The 17,964-nt window shown below is 39.7% G+C and carries 13 protein-coding genes and 2 tRNA genes; 10 read left to right on the top strand and 5 right to left on the bottom strand.

The genetic code is table 11. The annotated features are described in order from the left end of the window. Nucleotides 1-420 precede the first annotated feature (420 nt). From NOS7107_RS19000 to NOS7107_RS18975, 6 genes are all read left to right on the top strand, one after another. Entirely contained in the window at nt 421-1,218 is a 798-nt protein-coding gene (locus NOS7107_RS19000) for a DUF6816 family protein (protein ID WP_015114567.1), read from the top strand. Nucleotides 1,219-1,306: 88 nt separating this feature from the next. After that, nucleotides 1,307-3,124, top strand: coding sequence for an ABC transporter ATP-binding protein (locus NOS7107_RS18995; protein WP_015114566.1), 1,818 nt, complete (start codon nt 1,307-1,309; stop codon nt 3,122-3,124). A 127-nt stretch (nt 3,125-3,251) separates the two neighbouring features. Beyond that, nucleotides 3,252-3,334: transfer RNA gene (locus NOS7107_RS18990), tRNA-Tyr, on the top strand. A gap of 59 nt (nt 3,335-3,393) precedes the next feature. Next, a tRNA-Thr gene (locus tag NOS7107_RS18985) sits at nt 3,394-3,465 on the top strand. A gap of 488 nt (nt 3,466-3,953) precedes the next feature. Then, nucleotides 3,954-4,253, top strand: a complete 300-nt coding sequence (locus NOS7107_RS18980) for a type II toxin-antitoxin system RelE/ParE family toxin (protein ID WP_044500979.1) — start codon at nt 3,954-3,956, stop codon at nt 4,251-4,253. Between the two features lie 25 nt (nt 4,254-4,278). After that, entirely contained in the window at nt 4,279-5,361 is a 1,083-nt protein-coding gene (locus tag NOS7107_RS18975) for a HigA family addiction module antitoxin (protein ID WP_015114564.1), read from the top strand. Nucleotides 5,362-5,470: 109 nt separating this feature from the next. On the opposite strand, the gene msrA is transcribed toward NOS7107_RS18975, so the two are convergent. From msrA to NOS7107_RS18960, 3 genes are all read right to left on the bottom strand, one after another. Further along, the gene (gene msrA / locus NOS7107_RS18970) at nt 5,471-6,139 is read right to left on the bottom strand and encodes a peptide-methionine (S)-S-oxide reductase MsrA (protein ID WP_015114563.1); all 669 of its coding nucleotides are present in this window, start codon (nt 6,137-6,139) and stop codon (nt 5,471-5,473) included. Between the two features lie 374 nt (nt 6,140-6,513). Further along, the gene (locus NOS7107_RS18965; RefSeq protein WP_015114562.1) at nt 6,514-7,785 is read right to left on the bottom strand and encodes a PEP-CTERM sorting domain-containing protein; all 1,272 of its coding nucleotides are present in this window, start codon (nt 7,783-7,785) and stop codon (nt 6,514-6,516) included. Between the two features lie 247 nt (nt 7,786-8,032). Continuing rightward, nucleotides 8,033-10,261 carry a recombinase family protein gene (locus NOS7107_RS18960; protein WP_015114561.1) on the bottom strand — a complete coding sequence of 743 codons (2,229 nt, stop codon included), beginning with the start codon at nt 10,259-10,261 and terminating at the stop codon, nt 8,033-8,035. Between the two features lie 79 nt (nt 10,262-10,340). Between NOS7107_RS18960 and NOS7107_RS18955 the strand changes: the two genes are divergently transcribed. From NOS7107_RS18955 to NOS7107_RS18940, 4 genes are all read left to right on the top strand, one after another. Continuing rightward, nucleotides 10,341-11,678 (top strand): proton extrusion protein PcxA, encoded by a 1,338-nt coding sequence (locus tag NOS7107_RS18955; RefSeq protein ID WP_172641465.1) that lies wholly within the window; start codon nt 10,341-10,343, stop codon nt 11,676-11,678. A gap of 65 nt (nt 11,679-11,743) precedes the next feature. Continuing rightward, the gene (locus tag NOS7107_RS18950; RefSeq protein ID WP_015114559.1) at nt 11,744-12,964 is read left to right on the top strand and encodes a murein transglycosylase A; all 1,221 of its coding nucleotides are present in this window, start codon (nt 11,744-11,746) and stop codon (nt 12,962-12,964) included. A gap of 456 nt (nt 12,965-13,420) precedes the next feature. Then, entirely contained in the window at nt 13,421-13,864 is a 444-nt protein-coding gene (locus NOS7107_RS18945; RefSeq protein ID WP_015114558.1) for a hypothetical protein, read from the top strand. 207 nt (nt 13,865-14,071) lie between these two features. Continuing rightward, nucleotides 14,072-14,413 carry a helix-turn-helix transcriptional regulator gene (locus NOS7107_RS18940; protein WP_044500975.1) on the top strand — a complete coding sequence of 114 codons (342 nt, stop codon included), beginning with the start codon at nt 14,072-14,074 and terminating at the stop codon, nt 14,411-14,413. Nucleotides 14,414-14,510: 97 nt separating this feature from the next. On the opposite strand, the gene NOS7107_RS18935 is transcribed toward NOS7107_RS18940, so the two are convergent. Both NOS7107_RS18935 and NOS7107_RS27405 read right to left on the bottom strand, forming a co-directional pair. Further along, nucleotides 14,511-15,188 (bottom strand): polysaccharide deacetylase family protein, encoded by a 678-nt coding sequence (locus NOS7107_RS18935; RefSeq protein ID WP_015114556.1) that lies wholly within the window; start codon nt 15,186-15,188, stop codon nt 14,511-14,513. A 410-nt stretch (nt 15,189-15,598) separates the two neighbouring features. Next, nucleotides 15,599-17,704 carry a cytochrome-c peroxidase gene (locus NOS7107_RS27405; RefSeq protein ID WP_015114555.1) on the bottom strand — a complete coding sequence of 702 codons (2,106 nt, stop codon included), beginning with the start codon at nt 17,702-17,704 and terminating at the stop codon, nt 15,599-15,601. Nucleotides 17,705-17,964: the final 260 nt, after the last annotated feature.

Below are 17,964 nucleotides of genomic sequence, written 5' to 3'. Positions count from 1 at the left end.
AACATTGATTAGATAGGATTTAAGCGGTTAATTACCGCATTTGGATATTTATGCGGGATTTAGATGCCCAGATATCTTTTTTTCGACATTGTACAGAATTTTAAATCTAATTACTTAGTTTTGGATATTTATACAGATTTTTTTTTATCTAATTTTCTTGTGTGTAAATTTAATCTTTATCTTAGGCAAACATGCAGGTAAACTTTTTGTGAGCAATTGCCTACTTTCATAAGATTAGTGTAAATTTTTGGTTCTTGCGTTAGTTTTATGGTAAATGATCAAAACCCCAGTTTTATAGAAAGTCTCACAACCTGAAAACCTATCTACTGCAATAAATACAGGTTAAATTTATATTTTATTTATTATTTTGTTCCAGAAAATGAACTGAATAACCAATTTTTTAATTACGAATAACAAATTATGAAGATAATTTACCGTTTTTGCTTAATTGTTTTATTTTTGCTGGGATGGTATGGAAGTGCAGATGCAGGTGAGTTATCAGAACGCTTGACTAACTTTCCCCAGTGGGAAAATTTAACTTCTATGCAACCAGCTGAAGGTGATTTAGCTTATCCTGAATGGATGGCTGGGACTTGGAAAGTTACAAGTACATTGGTCGATTTAGTTGCACCTTTAGCGCCAGATATTGTTACACCTGGGTTTGAAAGTAACCGTCAACAACTTAACCAACCTGTAAGTTTTATTGTTAGGTTTATTAAACAAAAACCATCAGTCACAGTTGGTTTAAAATTGATTCCTAAAATCAATAATTTTTCAACGATTTTAGTAGCGGATAGAGCATTTAATAGCTTGAATTTAGCTAAAGCTTATTTAGGTGAGCAAGCAGTATTATCTGTCAAAGTAGATCCAGAATCTCCGAATCGGCAAATCACATTATTACGTGGAGAACGGCAATTAGTCTCTATTGTGACAGCACGCGCTACAGAAAATAGTTCTGAGCATAGATACATCACGGCGGAAGTATTTCAACAACTCTTTAAAGGTGGTTCTGTCCCTTATTTTAATTCTGTAGAGTCTACAACTGCTTACCATAAATTGCCAACAAATAATCCTACAATTGAGGCAGATCAAGTTACTGCGGTCTATCTTTCACCCCAAGATCCAGATTACTTTCAGGCCGCTTCTCGACCTGTTGCGCTGTATCGCTATCGCCTGGAATTCTTTCCTGTAGAACTTTTACCTCATCCAGAAGAATGATTTGTTGTATTAGCTCTTGACTATTTTGTATTACATTATGTAGTATATTGTTCCAAGCTTAGGATCGCACTCTTGGAGAGAATAGATCATGGCAAAATTTCGAGATATTCTCAATTATTATCGTCCCCATTGGAAACTTAGTGTTCTCAGTATTACTGCATCTAGCATTTACGAAATTATTGATTTGGTTGTTCCCTATGCAATTGGTCAAATATTAAATGTTTTGTCTAGCCAACCGCTAGATAAACCTTTACAAAGTGCGATCGCATCTATTTCTGAAGTTACCAATTACCCAGTTGGTAAAACACTATCTTTAGTGGTTTTACTAGGTCTCATTTTTATAGCGACCGTAGTGAGAGCGCCAACACAACCTTGGTTAACGGTGTGGTTTCACTGGGATATTGCTTTGAGGTCGCGCCGAGATAAAGCTCAACTAGCTATAGAAAAAATCCTCTCTTTGCCCCTAGAATTTTATGATGTAAATAACCCCGGACGAATTGCCGGCAGAGTAGCTAGAGGTGTTTCTAACCATACTTGGACATATCCAGAAATTGCCGGACAGTTAATTCCTAAAGTACTACGTTTGATAGGGATTTTTGTATTTATTGTAGTGATTGAATGGCGAATTGCAATTTTATACATGATTTCCTTTGTAATTATCCTTGCCTTTAGTTTGAAAGAATTACGGCGAATAATTTGGCACGAAGGTCGCTTGGATAAATATATGGAAGATACCGAAAGTCGGACTTCCGAAATCATCACCAACATTAAAACGGTGAAAGCATTTGCTACAGAATCGAAGGAATTAAAACGACAACAACAACGTTTAAATCGGGAGCTAACAGTAGTTGATTACCGCATCCACAAAAATTATACAAAACTGATAGCTTGGCAAAAAACAGTAATCCAGTTTTGTGTATTTACAATTTTAGGTTTAACTTTAGCAGCAACAGTAGATGGTCGAATTTCTCTTGGTCAATTTGTGATGATCTTGACACTTTCGAGTATGGCATATTCTGAACTAGAGCCGATTAGCACTGTGGCAGAAGTTTTTGCTCGACGCTATTCTTCTATGTTGCGGTTTCACGAATTTTTGGAAGAGCCAACAGGTTCTGATACATCCAGTCTTTTTGTAGAAAATGCAGATGAATCACCTTATAAATTTACTGGCAAAGTTGAATTTTCTCAGGTGAGTTTTGAGTATCTTGCTAACCGTCCAGTTTTGCAAGATATCAATTTATTGATTGAACCTTATCAAACAGTCGCCTTAGTTGGGCGTTCTGGTTCTGGTAAATCAACTTTAGTAAAACTGCTATTGCGGTATTTTGAACCTCAAGATGGTCAAATTCTAATTGATGGCTATGATATTCGCACTTTGGATGTGGGTAAGTATAGACGCAGATTAGCTATCGTTCACCAAGAAGTAGACGTTTTTAACGGTACAATTTTGGATAATCTCACCTACGGTAGACCAAAAGCTACTTTAGAAGAAGTGCAAGAAGCTTGTAAGATTGCCAGAGTTGACGAGGTAGTACAGATGCTACCCCAAGGCTATTACACCGTTGTCGGGGAACGTGGAGTCAGACTATCTGGCGGACAAAGACAGCGCCTGGGAATTGCAAGGGCGTTATTAGTCAAACCAGACGTACTGATTTTTGATGAAGCTACTTCCAGCTTAGATTATGAGTCAGAACGTTCCATTCAATTGGCGATGCGATCGCTTCAGGGAACTTGTACCACAATTGTAATTGCTCACCGTCTGAGTACAGTCCGCGAAGCTGACAAAATTGTCGTGTTGGAACAAGGCAAAATTGTCGAAGTTGGTAGCCACGAAGAACTGTTGCGCCACGAAGGTATTTATCAACGCTTACACTCTTTGCAAGAAACTGGTGAACTCTTGAGCTAATCTCAAGTTGCAGTTTTAGAGACGTTGCATACAACGTCTCTAAAATTGGGTAACTTTTCCACTTCTTTTTGTAAGAGACTTGCGCTTTCCGAAATTTGCTGCTAAGATTGTGAATCGTGGGACATACGGGTCGGTGTCCGAGTGGTTAATGGAGACGGACTGTAAATCCGTTGGTTTACGCCTACGCTGGTTCAAATCCAGCCCGGCCCACCTTCAATTTTAGATTTTGAGTTTAGTCAAATTCAAAATCTAGAATTTGACTAAATTTCGCCCGTGTGGCTCAGTGGTAGAGCACACCCTTGGTAAGGGTGAGGTCACGAGTTCAATCCTCGTCACGGGCTTTTTAAATTAAGCTGCCTAAAAGCTAATAGCTGTAAATTATTAATAATTTGTCAGTGTTAACAAATTATTGCCATTTCTCAGGAATTTGCATAAGTCATCTGTACTCTATCATTATCAGCCTACGAATCTTAATTGCATAGAAGTTGAATAGTAGTATAACTTATAAACTTGATTTTTCGTCTCATAGCGTAAGTCCTAAATATATAGCACTAGAATTTTGAAATGATACAAGTTGGATAACTCGCCTTTCGGTTTCTTGTATAGTATATTTGTACTATCTAGATGGATGAGGAGGTTCAAGCAATACGCCGAAACCCTGGACAAAATTAGGTTTACGCTAACTTTCAAGATAATCTGACAATCTTTACAAATAGATTAAAACTCTTATCCGATTAAGATTTAAAATTAAAATATCAGCGATTCACCCCAAGGCTGAATTTAAGCGTAGTATAATGCAGCATCCGCTACATTCAACTTGGGGGGAGCTTTGCGTTTTGAATTTAAGACAAAGAAACTCGAAGCACTTTACACAGAAGAAAAAGATGCTCATAAATACCCAGGTGTGGTTGATGACTTTTTTGAAGTCATGACAATTATTGATGCTGCTGTAGACGAGCGAGAGTTATATGCTCTAAAAGGCTTGAGATTTGAGAAACTCAAAGGGAAACGAGGAAAACAAGGACAACGTTCCTTACGTTTAAATGACCAGTGGCGTTTAATCGTGACAGTGGATGAGGATGAACAGGGACATTACCTCACAATAATCGATATCGAAGATTACCACTAATCAGAGCAGCAGGGGAGACAGCAGTATGAGCCAGAAGCTAACACCAGCAAGAGTACCAACACCAGGAAAAATTTTAAGTAGAGAACTAGAAGCGCGTGGCTGGACACAGAAAGATTTAGCCGAAATTATGGATCGTCCAGTTCAAACCATTAACGAAATTATCCGGGGAACTAAGCAAATTACCCCAGAAACAGCTATCGAACTCTCCCAAGCCTTGGGAACTTCCCCTGAGTTCTGGACAAACCTAGAAGCAAAATATCGTCTTCACCTAGCGGGAAAAGAAAACAAGGAGCAAGATATAACTCGTAAAGGTCGATTATATACAATAGCTCCTATCTCCGAACTAATCAAAAATAGATGGATTCAAGCAACAGATTCCATTGATGAATTAGAACAACAAGTCTGTAATTATCTCGGAATTTCGTCCTTAAATGAAACACCGCAGTTAGCAGTTAACTTTCGTTGCTCTGAGCATAGAGAACCAGAGGAAACATCTCGGATAGCTTGGGTAAAACGAGTTGAGTATCTAGCCAAACAACAAACAGTTGCTAATTTTGATCGCAAGCAACTAGAAACTGCTATACCTGAAATTATTGCTTGTTCTGAACAAGTAGAAACTATTGTGCAGATTCCTGAATTACTAGCAGATTTAGGTGTACATTTTGTAATCGTGCCTCATCTCAAAAAAACCTATCTCGATGGCGCAGCCCATTACTTGAACGATAAACCAATTATTGCCTTGACATTGAGATATGACCGTATTGACTCATTTTGGTTTACTCTTATGCACGAGTTAGCACATATTGTATTAGGGCATCAAGGAATTTATTTAGATAACTTAGATGCTTTAGAAAACAATGATAAGGAGAAAGAAGCCAATCAAAAAGCTGCCAACTGGTTGATAGAACCTCAAGCCTTTACAGTTTTTGTTTCCGGGGTGAAAAAATACTTCTCTCGTCAAGCAATTGAAGAATTTGCTTACACTCATCATAGACATCCAGGTATTATTCTTGGGCGTTTGCACCATGACAAGTTAGTTGATTATAAAAACTTGAAAGCCTTACAGGTGAAAGTCAGCCCCATATTGGAAGATTATATTGATAACTAGGTTGACCTAGTAGGTGAACTTACCCCAAAATATTACACGATACACCAAAGCGATCGCCTTGGTGAATGAATAAAGCGATCGCCAGCGCAAACTATAGAGCCAATTGGTATTACTTCACTTCTGCCTCAAACACACCTATAGGACAAGCAACGTTTGTTCCACCTAAACCACAATAGCCGTTGGGGTTTTTGGCGAGGTATTGCTGATGATAAGCTTCGGCGTAGTAAAATGCTGGCGCATCTAATATTTCTGTGGTGATTTCGCCATAACGCGCTTTGGTTAATTCTTGTTGGTAAGCTTCGCGGGACGCTTCAGCTTGCTGTTTTTGACTTTCAGAATAGACGTAAATTCCCGAACGGTATTGTGTACCAGCGTCGTTACCTTGGCGCATTCCTTGGGTGGGGTTGTGGCTTTCCCAAAAGACTTTGAGTATTTGCGCGTAACTAATAACTTGAGGGTCAAATACAACTAAGACCACTTCATTATGACCAGTCATACCTGTACATACTTCTTCGTAGGTAGGATTGGGTGTAATTCCCGCCGCATAACCAACAGCAGTGGTATAAACTCCTGGAAGTTGCCAAAATTTACGTTCTGCACCCCAAAAACAGCCCAGTCCAAACACTGCTTGTTCCATACCTGCGGGGAAAGGTGGTTTGAGGGGATTGTTATTTACATAGTGATGAGCAGGGACTGGCATTTCCTTTGCTCGTCCTGGTAAAGCTTCTTCAGCAGTAGGGAGAGCCAGCTTTTTTTTACCGAATCCAAACAGTACCATAGGTTCTAACTCTAAAGTTTGATATACATTTTGAGTGTAGTTAATATTCTAACGATTCTGGCGATCGCTACGGATATTCAGCAAAACCCTGCGATCGCACTTTGACTAGAAGCTGATACCGTTAGAAATAGACCTCTTGCATAAATACTTTGGTGTTGCTGAGAATATTATTTAAAAGCTCACGCAAAGGCGCAAAGATGCAAAGAAGAACGCGGAAAATTATATATTGCGATTGTTCAATTATTCGTGCAAGAGTTCTAATGAATTATTGAAACACAGAGAACACGAACAAAAAAATCTCCAACTTTCCTTCAAAAGTTGGGGATCTGAGCCGCTTGACTTTCAAAAATCAAATAGATTGCTATGTTGCCTATTTATGCACCTTTATTTGCAGAATGCGATCGCATTCTATATAACTTTCTACCAAATCCAAGGGCTATCAATGAACCAAGGATAGTGGCTGGTTCTGGTACTGGTGCAGGTGTAGTATTTTGACTAATTGCAATTTGACGAAGTTGCACTCGACCAGCATCGGTAAAGGTTAATCCAGTAACAAATGCCGTAATGTCATTAGGATCAAGCCCTGCACTCGGTTCAATACCTAATATACGGAACCTATCTACACCGCCATCACCAAAATTAAAGGCAAAACCCCCAGCAATATCTATTCCAGAATCAACAAAATCATTGTCTGTGCTGTTAAAAGTGAACAAATCGTAGAGGTCATCCCCAATACCAGTGGGCAGAATCACAGAAGCAATGTTTGGCCCTGAATCTACAATGTAGTCGTAACCAATTGCAACTGGAGGATCGATGAACACTGGTTGAGTTGGATTAACAATATTAAAGTCAAAGTTAAACTCATCGTCTATCACCACTGGCAATAAAGGATTATCTGGGGTTGCTCCTGGTAATACACCATTACGGACAGCAAAAGACCAAATACCTGGAACAGGATCAGGAAGATTACTTGTATTTTGGATGTTTAGAACCTCAGCAGTGCGTGAGCCAGGTAGAGTAAAGAAATTAACATTATCACCTGCATCAAAGCCTGCTTGGGCTGGAATTCCACCCAAACCATTCACACCACCACTAGCATTTCCTGTAGTCCACTCTAAGGTTTCATAACGAAATTCAATGTCAAAGTTACCTGCACCTGTGTCGTTACGATTGCGGAGAACTGTCTGAAAATTGTTCAGTTTATCAGATCTGTTGGAGAAGTAGCCAACGTTGTTCCAAGTAACAACAACTGTGTCTGAATTAGGAGAAGCAACATAAACCTCACCACATGTTGCACACCGAGTATCAACATCTGACCAATATGGCGCGATGATTGGTTGGTTAGCAATAGGAAAAGGATTGGGTGTAAATTGACCTAACCGACTTCTAAAGGTGAGGTTCCCATTGTTGTTAACAAAGAAGTTATTGAAAGTGTTCCCGAAAAAGTTTATTTGAAACGGGAGGTTAAGTTGGTTTGATGAACCATCATCATTCCTGGGAAGGGCTAATTCTCCAAAACCCGCATTACCACCAAATCCATTTAGCAAAAGACCAGCTGCTTGAGCGTTATTAGCTGTACCTATAATTACAAAAGCTGCACTTAAGGCAGTCATCGATAGCCTATTCAAAACTTTGGAGATGCTCATCAGGATGATTTCCTAAACTAACGTGATTTTACTGAGTCATTACTCCCGCTTCATATCTGCTGTCTCTGTCACAGAATGGCAGATTGAAATTGAAGAGTTTGGGAATTTTAAAAACTGAAACTCAGTAAAAGTTTAATATTCTACTTAAAGAGGTAAAATGTATTATGTAAATTTTTCATGAATTATTCAGTATTTATACGTAAATTTTCAGTAAAGCCCAGTAGGTTAGCTATTCAAGTCTAGTTAACTATGAAGCAACAGAAATACAAGTATGTACCAAGGGTAACAAAGGCCCTAATTGTTCTTGTCCGTTGACGGCTAAATCGCTGTGACATAAATAAACTTTCTCAGATGCACGGGAGAGTAAATCAGTCAAAATTCTGCGTAATCTTTCTTGTTCTGTGTTTTTTTCATCTTCGGCTGTCCAAGCTTCGCCTAATCTATCTCGCAAGAATAACGGCGCACCAAATAAAGTAGCTGCACCACCTTTTGCCCATAATGGTGAACCCGCATCTAGCCAAAAATGCCAACGGTGCGATCGCCTGCTCGAACGATATTGGAAAATAGTTGCTAAGGTGACGGCTTTTCTTGACAAGCCAATCGGACGCAGTGGGTAAGGATTCGCAGTAATCGTACCCCGCCGCAACAGTTGAATAAATTCAGCCAAGGGAGTGCTTAGTGCTAAGTTCTGAGTTAAAGATTCGATTCCTCCTGCCTCCTGCCTCAACCTTGTATCAATTTCCCAATAATGTTGGGCAGTTTCCAGCAGTTCTCGCAATGCGGCCATTTGGTCGTAGGGGGGGTTATTGTCTTTACACAGAAAGTCTTGAATTGCCAGATACAACAGAGAAATGGGGCTAGGAATCAAACGCTGTTCTTGTTGCGATCGCTGTTTTTCAATCCACTGTAATATCTGAGTATAAGCTGTGGTTGCGGCATAGCCAATTCTATCCCAGCGTTCAAAAGATGTGACAGGTAATAAGTTAGGTCTGTCAGGATGAGGTACAAAGCAATAATCAGCGATTAAACCAGCACGTACTGGGTCGATGTGAGTGCTGAGTACTGTTAGCGGTAGCGAGAGTTGAGCAGCGTGCTGAGTATTTAATACTTCTTCTGCCTCCTGCCCCCTGCCTCCTGCCTCCTGCCTCCTACTCAACACTACTAACATCTCAGCAACTGCATCTCGGTCTACTAAGCGTCCTAAACCGGGATAAACTAGTGCCAGCATGGTTAACAATGCCCGAATCATTGGTGAACTAATTAAGGGGCGTTGGTCGTTGAGTGATTCAACAGGGATGTTTTGCTTGGTGAGAATTTCGATGATAGTATAACGAGCGATCGCATCTAAACCGGGTGCTATGATGACAATCTCTTCTGGTTGTATTCGTCCTGATTTGATAGCTTTGCCAATGACCTCGGCTGTGGTTCGCAGTAGTTCAGCACGGGAGGTCGTCTGAATTGACTGCACTGTTGCGGGTAACTCTAACATTACCAGTGGTTGTGTAATAAATTCTACTATTGGTGTAGCTAGTTGCTCTGCCAAGGATTCTTCTACAGGTGCAAACAAAGTTTCTAAGCGACAATGCCTTGCTAAACCTTCCAAATAGTTAGGATCAGCGCCTAATCCCCAGCGGATAGCGCCATCAGGATTGTAAGTAAAAGCGCCAACTGCGCCACGTTCTAACAGTGTTTCACATAACTGACGGGCTACGGCTGGATAATCATCAACATCATCAGCTAGTATGGCTTGATACCTTTGGGTTAGACGCTTTTGGTAATGGCGATCGCTTAACAAATGCTGAGAGTAGAGTTCAGTTATAATCCCATAAGTGAGTAAGCCTCGCTCTAAACACCAGTTACGCCAATCTAGCAGCAAAGATGCCAGAAATTCCGGCTCTAGATTTATGCCATTTTCCTCTAAACCTTTTTGCAAAACCTCTGCTATTCCTCCACAGGGTGTGCCACTATAAGCAGCTAGTTGCAATAAATCCAAAATCCGTCGCACTAAACGATACTCATTCACTCCCGCCCGACGCAAGATTTCTGCATCTAATTGCTCACGCCAGAGTTTTGTTGCTAATTCCTGTTCAGTTTCTGGGCGTAATCTTACCGGAAATTGTGCCTTGAGATGTAACAACTCAATTAGTAAAGGCCAAAATAAAATAACTTCATCCTGAAGAAAACCTAATGGAGTTTTGGCACGAATCGGATATTTTCCTAAAGTTTTTGTAACAATTTTGTCAGATAATTCTCGACGATTGTCGTCATTAGCAGCTAAGACCAAAATTCCCGGTTCTGTTTGTTTTAAAACTAAGGGTTTGAAGATGGAATTGTCTAATTTTTTTCCGCCTTTTTTAGTATAAAATAATTCAAAGTTATGATTTTCTATTTGCAGCCAACGACAAAAATGCTCTACTAAACGAGTTGTCTTACCACTCCGGCTATTGCCGACAATCCAAACAGAATGCGAAATCACAAACTTTCTCCTTCTAGATTTGGTTAGTATATCTTGTGCGTTAACTTAGGGTTAAGAATCACTAAAAAAGGCTGGATAATTGCCTAAAATGAACAATTTTGTTTTTACCCAAAAAATTTACTCTTACTTACTAGCTGCTTACCGTTGGTACTTATTAACGCCACAGCGTTCTCTTGATGAGGCTTATCAAGCCGCATTACAAATTAAATCCATAGAAGATGAGCATTTCAACGGACGGAAGATAGACGCTGATTCAAGCATCTACAGCAGCAGTATGATGGATTATTTTGAGTTAGATCTAAAAAAACAATTAAAAATTGCCCGGATGCGCTTGACGGAATTTCGAGCCAGCCGTTGGTTTTCTAACGAATCTAATCAAAAAGCAGCACGAAAAACCGGGATAGAATATCCCAGTGCTGAAATAATTTTAGGAAAGTTAAGATTTATTGATGAAGTCATATCAAAATATACCGTAGCTGATATTGAGATTAATTCTGCAATAGTTACCCAACCACAAAGAGTCAAAGTTGATGAGGTCACTACACAAAAATTACCTGCATCATTGACAACAGCATCCCCTAATAAAAATATAGAACCAAAAATAAAACCACGCAGAAAAGCTGACACAACAGGTGTATTGCCTCGCTCAATTTTAGGTACAATTAGTCGTTTGCAAGTTGAATTAGACCCTAATTCCGAGGAAGATGTTGTTAAAAGCTTTCGCCAGGCTCAAAGAAGAACCATTATATCTATTAGATTTATATTATTACTAATAATTGTACCTCTTTTAGCACATCAACTATCAAAAACTTTGATTGTTGGGCCATTAATTAGCAATTTTAGACAAGATGAAACAGCAAATGTCTTCATCAATTTTGAAATGGAAGAAGAAGCTCTGGCAGAATTACAAAAATTTGAAGAAAGGCTTAAATTTGAAAATTTGATTGGCATTACACCAACGCGGAATGCAGAAGCAATAGAAGATAAACTGAAAGAAAAAGCGGCGGAAATTGCTGAGGAATTTCGAGGTGAAAGTGCCAATGCGATTAAAAATGTTTTCGCAGATATTTTCTCGGTAGTTGCTTTTGTCTGGCTGCTGCTGGTTAGTAAGCAATCTATTTCAGTACTAAAAGATTTTTTTGATAATCTTGTTTATGGCTTGAGTGATAGTGCCAAGGCATTTATTATTATTTTGTTTACCGATGTCTTTGTGGGATTTCACTCTCCCCACGGCTGGGAAGTAATTTTAGAAGGCATATCTCGTCATTGGGGTTTACCTGCTAATCGAGATTTTATCTTTTTGTTTATTGCAACATTTCCCGTAATTTTAGATACGATTTTTAAATACTGGATCTTCCGTTACCTCAACCGCATTTCGCCTTCGGCTGTTGCAACTTACCGCAATATGAATGAGTAGGTGGGGAGTTAGACGTTGGGACAAAGAAACAGGGAAATTATTGAATACTCAGCACTTTGTCATCAATGAAATATAGATTAGAAACTATCCTCAGCCTACCAATCATTATGTTGAGTTTTCTGGTGGGGATGCAGCCATTGGGATATCGAGAACTGAGTTCACCAGGATGTCGAGTGAAGAAATGGGATATCCCAGAGTCTTTTCAAAACACCCAGCCAGTTCTGATTCAACGATCGCCTGTGGGTTGTTGTCAAGATGATCTCTCTTGTTTAGATGAATTAGCCGATAAAAAAGCTCTAATTACTTCTATCGACCGCAGTTTACAATATTTGCAAACATCACGAGCGATCGCAGCTTATCAAAAATATCCGGTAACGGGAATTACCCGCGATCGCATCATTAAAAGTTTAAACCGATTCCGCGAACTCCTGCTCAAATCTCAATCGGCTCCAGAATTACATCAAGCCATCGAACGCGAGTTTGTTTATTACCAGTCTGTTGGTAAAGACCAAAAAGGCACAGTTTTATTTACCGCCTATTATGAACCACTTTATCAGGCTAGTCGCTCTCCCACAGACGAATTTCGCTATCCAGTTTATCGCTTACCTCCCGATATCAACTCCTGGACACAGCCCCATCCTACCCGCTTAGAATTAGAAGGTGCTGATGGTTTACAAGGATCACAAGGAAAATTACGCGGATTAGAGTTATTTTGGTTCCGCGATCGCCTAGAACCATATATGATGCAAATTCAAGGTTCGGCACGGCTACAATTAACTGATGGAACTAAAACAACTATAGGTTACGCAGGTAATACAGCTTATAACTATAAAAGTATTGGCAGAGAACTAGCCAATGATGGCAAATTGCCTTTACAGGGGATGACAATGCCCATTATCCTCAACTATTTTCAACAGCATCCCCCAGAATTAAATATATATATCCCCCGTGATCCCAGTTTTGTGTTTTTTCAAGAAAACCACGGCGCACCAGCCCAAGGTTCAATTAATGTAGCACTCACACCAGAACGTTCAATCGCTACAGATAAGTCTCTCATGCCTCCTGGTGCTTTAGCTTTGATTCGCGCACCTTTTCCTTTTGTCAAGGCTAATGGCGAGATAGAACATCAAATTGTTAGCCGTTATGTGCTTGATCAAGATACAGGTGGAGCCATTAAAGGCGCAGGTAGAGTAGATTATTTTTTGGGTACTGGGAAAGTAGCAGGCGATCGCGCTGGTGTTACTGTTAGCAATGGACAATTGTATTACTTGTTACTCAAGCCTTAAACAAGTAACAACAACATAGCAAAAAAATTTTCAACCTGGAACTCATAGAATCATCTGCCGTCATTCTTGCTAATAGTCAGTACTAAACAGAGCGATGTTAAAGCATACTTTTGTTTTTTACCTAGTTTAAATTAATTGTGATGTGAAATGGGAATTTTCTCTCATCTTATAGTTTTATAACAGATAAGTCACTTATCTTAATATTTTGCAAAAAAAAGTGGCACATCAAATCTGAAATAATCATTAACTCCCTTGTATTTGATGATGTAATTTTAAATTCTCATTACTACGACTAATGCTCGTTTACATTAGCATCACTTTTATGCTCAATTTTAGCGATCGCGGGTTAACTACAAAAACTCAGTGCTGACTACGCTTCATTGTCAGAGGCACATATTAAATGGTTACTTACCACTTATTAGCTGCATTTATTCAGTCTATCATTGGGAGTTGAAAGTGTTCAGGATTTTAGTTGATGCCGATTTAATCTTAGATGCTTTGATAAATCGCCACAAATTAACAGAAGATGTCAGAGAATTACTCGATGGAGTGCATCCATCAATCAAATTGTATTTAACAGATATTGGTTGGCAAAAAATAGCCGCTTATACAAGTCGCTTGCAAAACAGTCAAATTGCGGAGATCGTTATTGATTGGTTGCGAGAAAAAATTCACATTTGCATTGTTGATCAGCAAATTTTGCAACTAGCACGCGCATTACCCTTAAGAGATTTTGAATCTGCGGTAGAGTTCGTTTGCGTTGGCGACCAAGTACTAGATGCAATCATTACCCACAAACCGGAAGATTTTGTAGAAGCACCAAATCAGCTATGGGTTTGGTCAGTTAGTGACTTGTGGTTGCGAGCCAATTTAGAAAGACAGTTACAAAAATGTCTTTGAATTTAGTCAATGGTGCTGATAAACCAAAGCATTAGGGAGATCGTGTTGAGTGGCATGATAATGTATTATTTACTACACGATTACCTGTTTTAGTGCCAATTTTTAAGAAGATGGTTCAAAATAAAGATTTTTTAGGGATTTTCTAGGCGCAGGTTTTTTTTGGTGCTAGGATCTAGCACTATATATCAAGATAAAAGTGCTGTAGCTGTGAAACAAAAGCCAAAACCGAGGATCGCTTTGCTTCGTGAGAAAGCAGGGCTGACCCAGCTTGAACTGTCACGTCTTGTTGGCGTAACTGAAAGCACTATTCAAAACTGGGAAAGCGGCAGAACTGGGACAGACCACATTGAAAGAATCATTAGGTTCTGCAAGGCCTTAGATTGCAAAGTAGAAGACCTAATAGAATATGTGAGTGAACCATTAGAAGAACCTGTAGCGAAACCAAGTTCTATAAACGAAATACATCAGATATTGGGAACTGAGGCCACAGCCTCAACTATCAATTCTGAAAGTGAAGTTACTCAAAAGCGTCAAGCTACGAGTAGCTAACATAGCTCTTATGTAAATTCCCTGGACTAACCGATAGATAATCTCTCAAAAGTATTTGGACAGAGATAATCTATCGGTAATTTTCAATTATTCAATTTTAATTAGTTTGATTGTATTTCCATAAATTATCTACTGTGACAAACTTATAGCCTTGTTGTATTAATTGAGGAATCAAGACTTCTATCGTTGCAGTTACGTCTTGTCCGCCACACACACCATCATGTAAGACAATGAGTGAACCATTTTGTACTTGTTGGTTGACTCGCTGGACTACAGTAGTAATTCCCGGCCTCACCCAATCTTCTGGTACAACACTCCACATGACCGGACGGTAATTCCATTGACGGAATAAATTTAAAGTTTTTGGTGTAAATAAACCATTGGGAGGCCGAACATCGCGTACTTGTTCAGGTAGGAGGTTACAACTATCGTAGATAGCCGCTTGGGTTTTTACTAAACTTTCCTTGAGTTCATTGGGGGTAAGTAAAGGAAAAGAACGATGATCGTAACCATGTAAGCCAATCCAATGGCCGCTGTCGCAGACTGCTTTAGCAACCTCTGGTGAACGGTTGACACAAGCACCCAACCAAAAAAAACTGGCTTTAATATTGTAGCGGTCTAAAACTTGCAACACTTGGTGAGTGTATTGTGGATGAGGTCCATCGTCAAAAGTTAGGGAGATCGCCTGAGAATTGCGATCGCCACACCAAAGACAATCAGGAAAACTCGGTTGAAGAATCCGATAAATCAAAGGAAAAAAGGGAGCAAACTGCATTACTAATGTTTTCGTAGCTTTCCCTAGTCTAACTCTAGAATTCTTGTCAAGATTTGCTAATAATATTCATTTTTTAACAGGGCTTAAACATAAAGATTATCTGTTAAGACTGGGTGTAGAGGCGTAAAATTTTTGAACTCTTAAAAGAAATAAGAGTCTTGTATTTAAATGAAGGTGTCATCACTTACACCATAAATTAGCAACAAGACACTATTGTACTACGCCAGGTAAACAAATTGTAGTTTGCAATATTGACTCATTTTTAAGAAACATGGGGAGTAGAGAGTATTTGCGTAATTCCTATGATATTAAAGCTTGCTAGGGCGGGTAAAATGCCCACCCTACAAGAATTATCTCTATTCCGCAATGCCCAAAAGTTAACTGGTATTAAACCCAGTCCAAAGTCTTACTTAATCTAAGAAATTTGGCCGGGGAGTAGTAATACCATTACTACCAACAGCAGGTACTTCCACTAGCTGATCTGTAGCAGTAGGAGTTCCATTAGTATTACCGCTGGAAGTCACTGAAAATTGATTACCTGGATGTCCATTGGGAATGAACAATTGTGGATGGTCAAAGGGTGCTTTTTCGAGAAGGACTCGCTGATCAGTCAGTCCGGTTCTCATAAAAGTGACCAAATCAGCTTTTTGCTGTGAGTTTAAGTTCAATGGCGCTACACCTGCTCCCCCATCGTCACCTCGACCACGATTGTAAAAGTCAACAACTTGCTCTAGAGTTGCCATACCACCGTTGTGCATATATGGTGCTGTCAAGGCGATGTTACGGAGACCAGGGATTTTGAATCTTGATGTAGTAGAGTTTCCGGCTCCTGGGTCTTCGGAAGCTGGTCTAACACCGTAGTTAGGAATGAAGCCATTAGCAAAATTATTAATCAGTGGATTGCCGGAATCAGTTGAAGCTATTCCTGTGGTTCTTCTTACCGAACCCATAGTGAATTCGGGAATCGCATGGCAAACGTTACAATTTGCACCACCATTAGCCGTACTATTAACAAACAAAGCTAGACCGCTTTTTTCTTGAGTGGTGAGAGCATTGGTATCTCCCGCCTGGAATTTATCAAAGGGTGTCTGGCTAGATACAAGAGTAGACATATACTTTTGCATTGCTAATCCAGCAAATAAGGAGAAATTCCAGTCTCTGAGCGTAAACTGATTTGCAGGTAAAGTCACTCTTTCTTCACTATCAGCAGTGGTAGCCAAAGCGTTAATACTGAAAGACGCATCAGTAGTGATAGCTTCATCAGTAGTGATAGCCTCATCAGTACTAGTCAAAGAACTAGTAGTTGTAGCCAAAGCTTCGGGGAGGATTGTGATTGTTCCATCACTATTAACTTGAATGAGAGACCTTGATCTCCACCATTGCGGCTTAAAGGCTTTGATAATCAACCGATCATAAGCTACGATTGACAGACCTTTATTGGGGAAGCGACTAAAAGCTCCTAAAACACTGTCTTGCGGATGTACAACTTGTTTACCTAACGGTCTAAGACTTTTGAGCTTCTGACCTCTTCTTCGCAGAAACTTAGCACCGACTTCAGGTAAAGTACGACCATCAGCAGACATCTCAAATGGACTCAATGGTGGGCCAGTTACTAGGGAAGCTATTGAGGAATTGTTGAGTGAAATGGAAACTGGAGTTATTTGGGTTAGCCCTGAAGCTATGAAAACTTTAGCATTCAGGTCTGCTGCTCCATTTCCATTCACCCCATTGAAAGTTTCTTTGGCACGACCATCCCAAAACTGGATTTTATTGAAGATGGCATCAATTACTGTTGGGGCATTACGTGGTTCAACTCGGCGTACATTGATACCATTAATTTGAAAACCGTCTGGATCTGGCGTAGATATAACATTATCAACTGCTTGACCTGGGACGGTTGCTACGAGAACGCTATGAAATACGCCTTGGGAAGAGGCGACATCGTTAACATCAGAAAGAACTGTACTGGTTCGATTATTCGGATCTGCAAGTTTGTGGAATGGAAAATCTGCTGCTGTGAGTTGATAGTTTGGACTACCACCAACCTGGAAAGTTATATCTTTGAGTGATAGTAAAAGACCAGGACTGATTTGATTTTTTGATCTATTGTCTGCTCCGGCATGAAAGTGACAACTAGCACAGGACTGAATGCCGTCACTACCAACCTGCATATCCCAGAATAGGGCTTTTCCTAGCTGGAGTAGGGCTGTGTTGTCCCGAACAAAGTCTCCAAGATTACTTGGTTCAGCCACTGCTGTCAGGAGTGGTGGGTTTGTTGGGGTAGGGTCTCCCACTGTAGCTGGTGGAAGACTAGTTATGGCATTTAAGGGAGCAGGGTTTAGGGTTAATTGTGCCGATACGACACCTCCACTAGCGATCGCTAGTGAAACTATGAGGAAAATTGTCAGAGGGCGTGAATATCTTGATAATTTTCTGGATTTAAACGCTAAATAAATCCAAAAAAGCATCACAAATATCATCAGCAAGATTGCTAATGTACCACTTGAATGTATCATAAGACCTCGTTGTACCTGTAGATACAGTGGGATTGATGTTAATTAAGAGGATGTTTGAAAAGTGGTTGGTTGTAACTTTAGGTACTCACTGATCCCCCTAAGTTTCGCTTAAAAAGCAAGGTATTTTCATACATTCAGATAAAAACATAACTGTATTTCAAAGCCTCTCCCCTTCGTGGGAAATAGGTTTGGAGAGGGGTCATAATCTCTGCCACAAAATGAGAAATCAGGACTTATGGATTTTTCTTTTTTCGTATGAA

Source organism: Nostoc sp. PCC 7107, from assembly GCF_000316625.1.
In the GTDB taxonomy this organism is placed as follows: domain Bacteria; phylum Cyanobacteriota; class Cyanobacteriia; order Cyanobacteriales; family Nostocaceae; genus Nostoc_B.
This window is presented reverse-complemented; position numbering and strand designations above follow the sequence as displayed.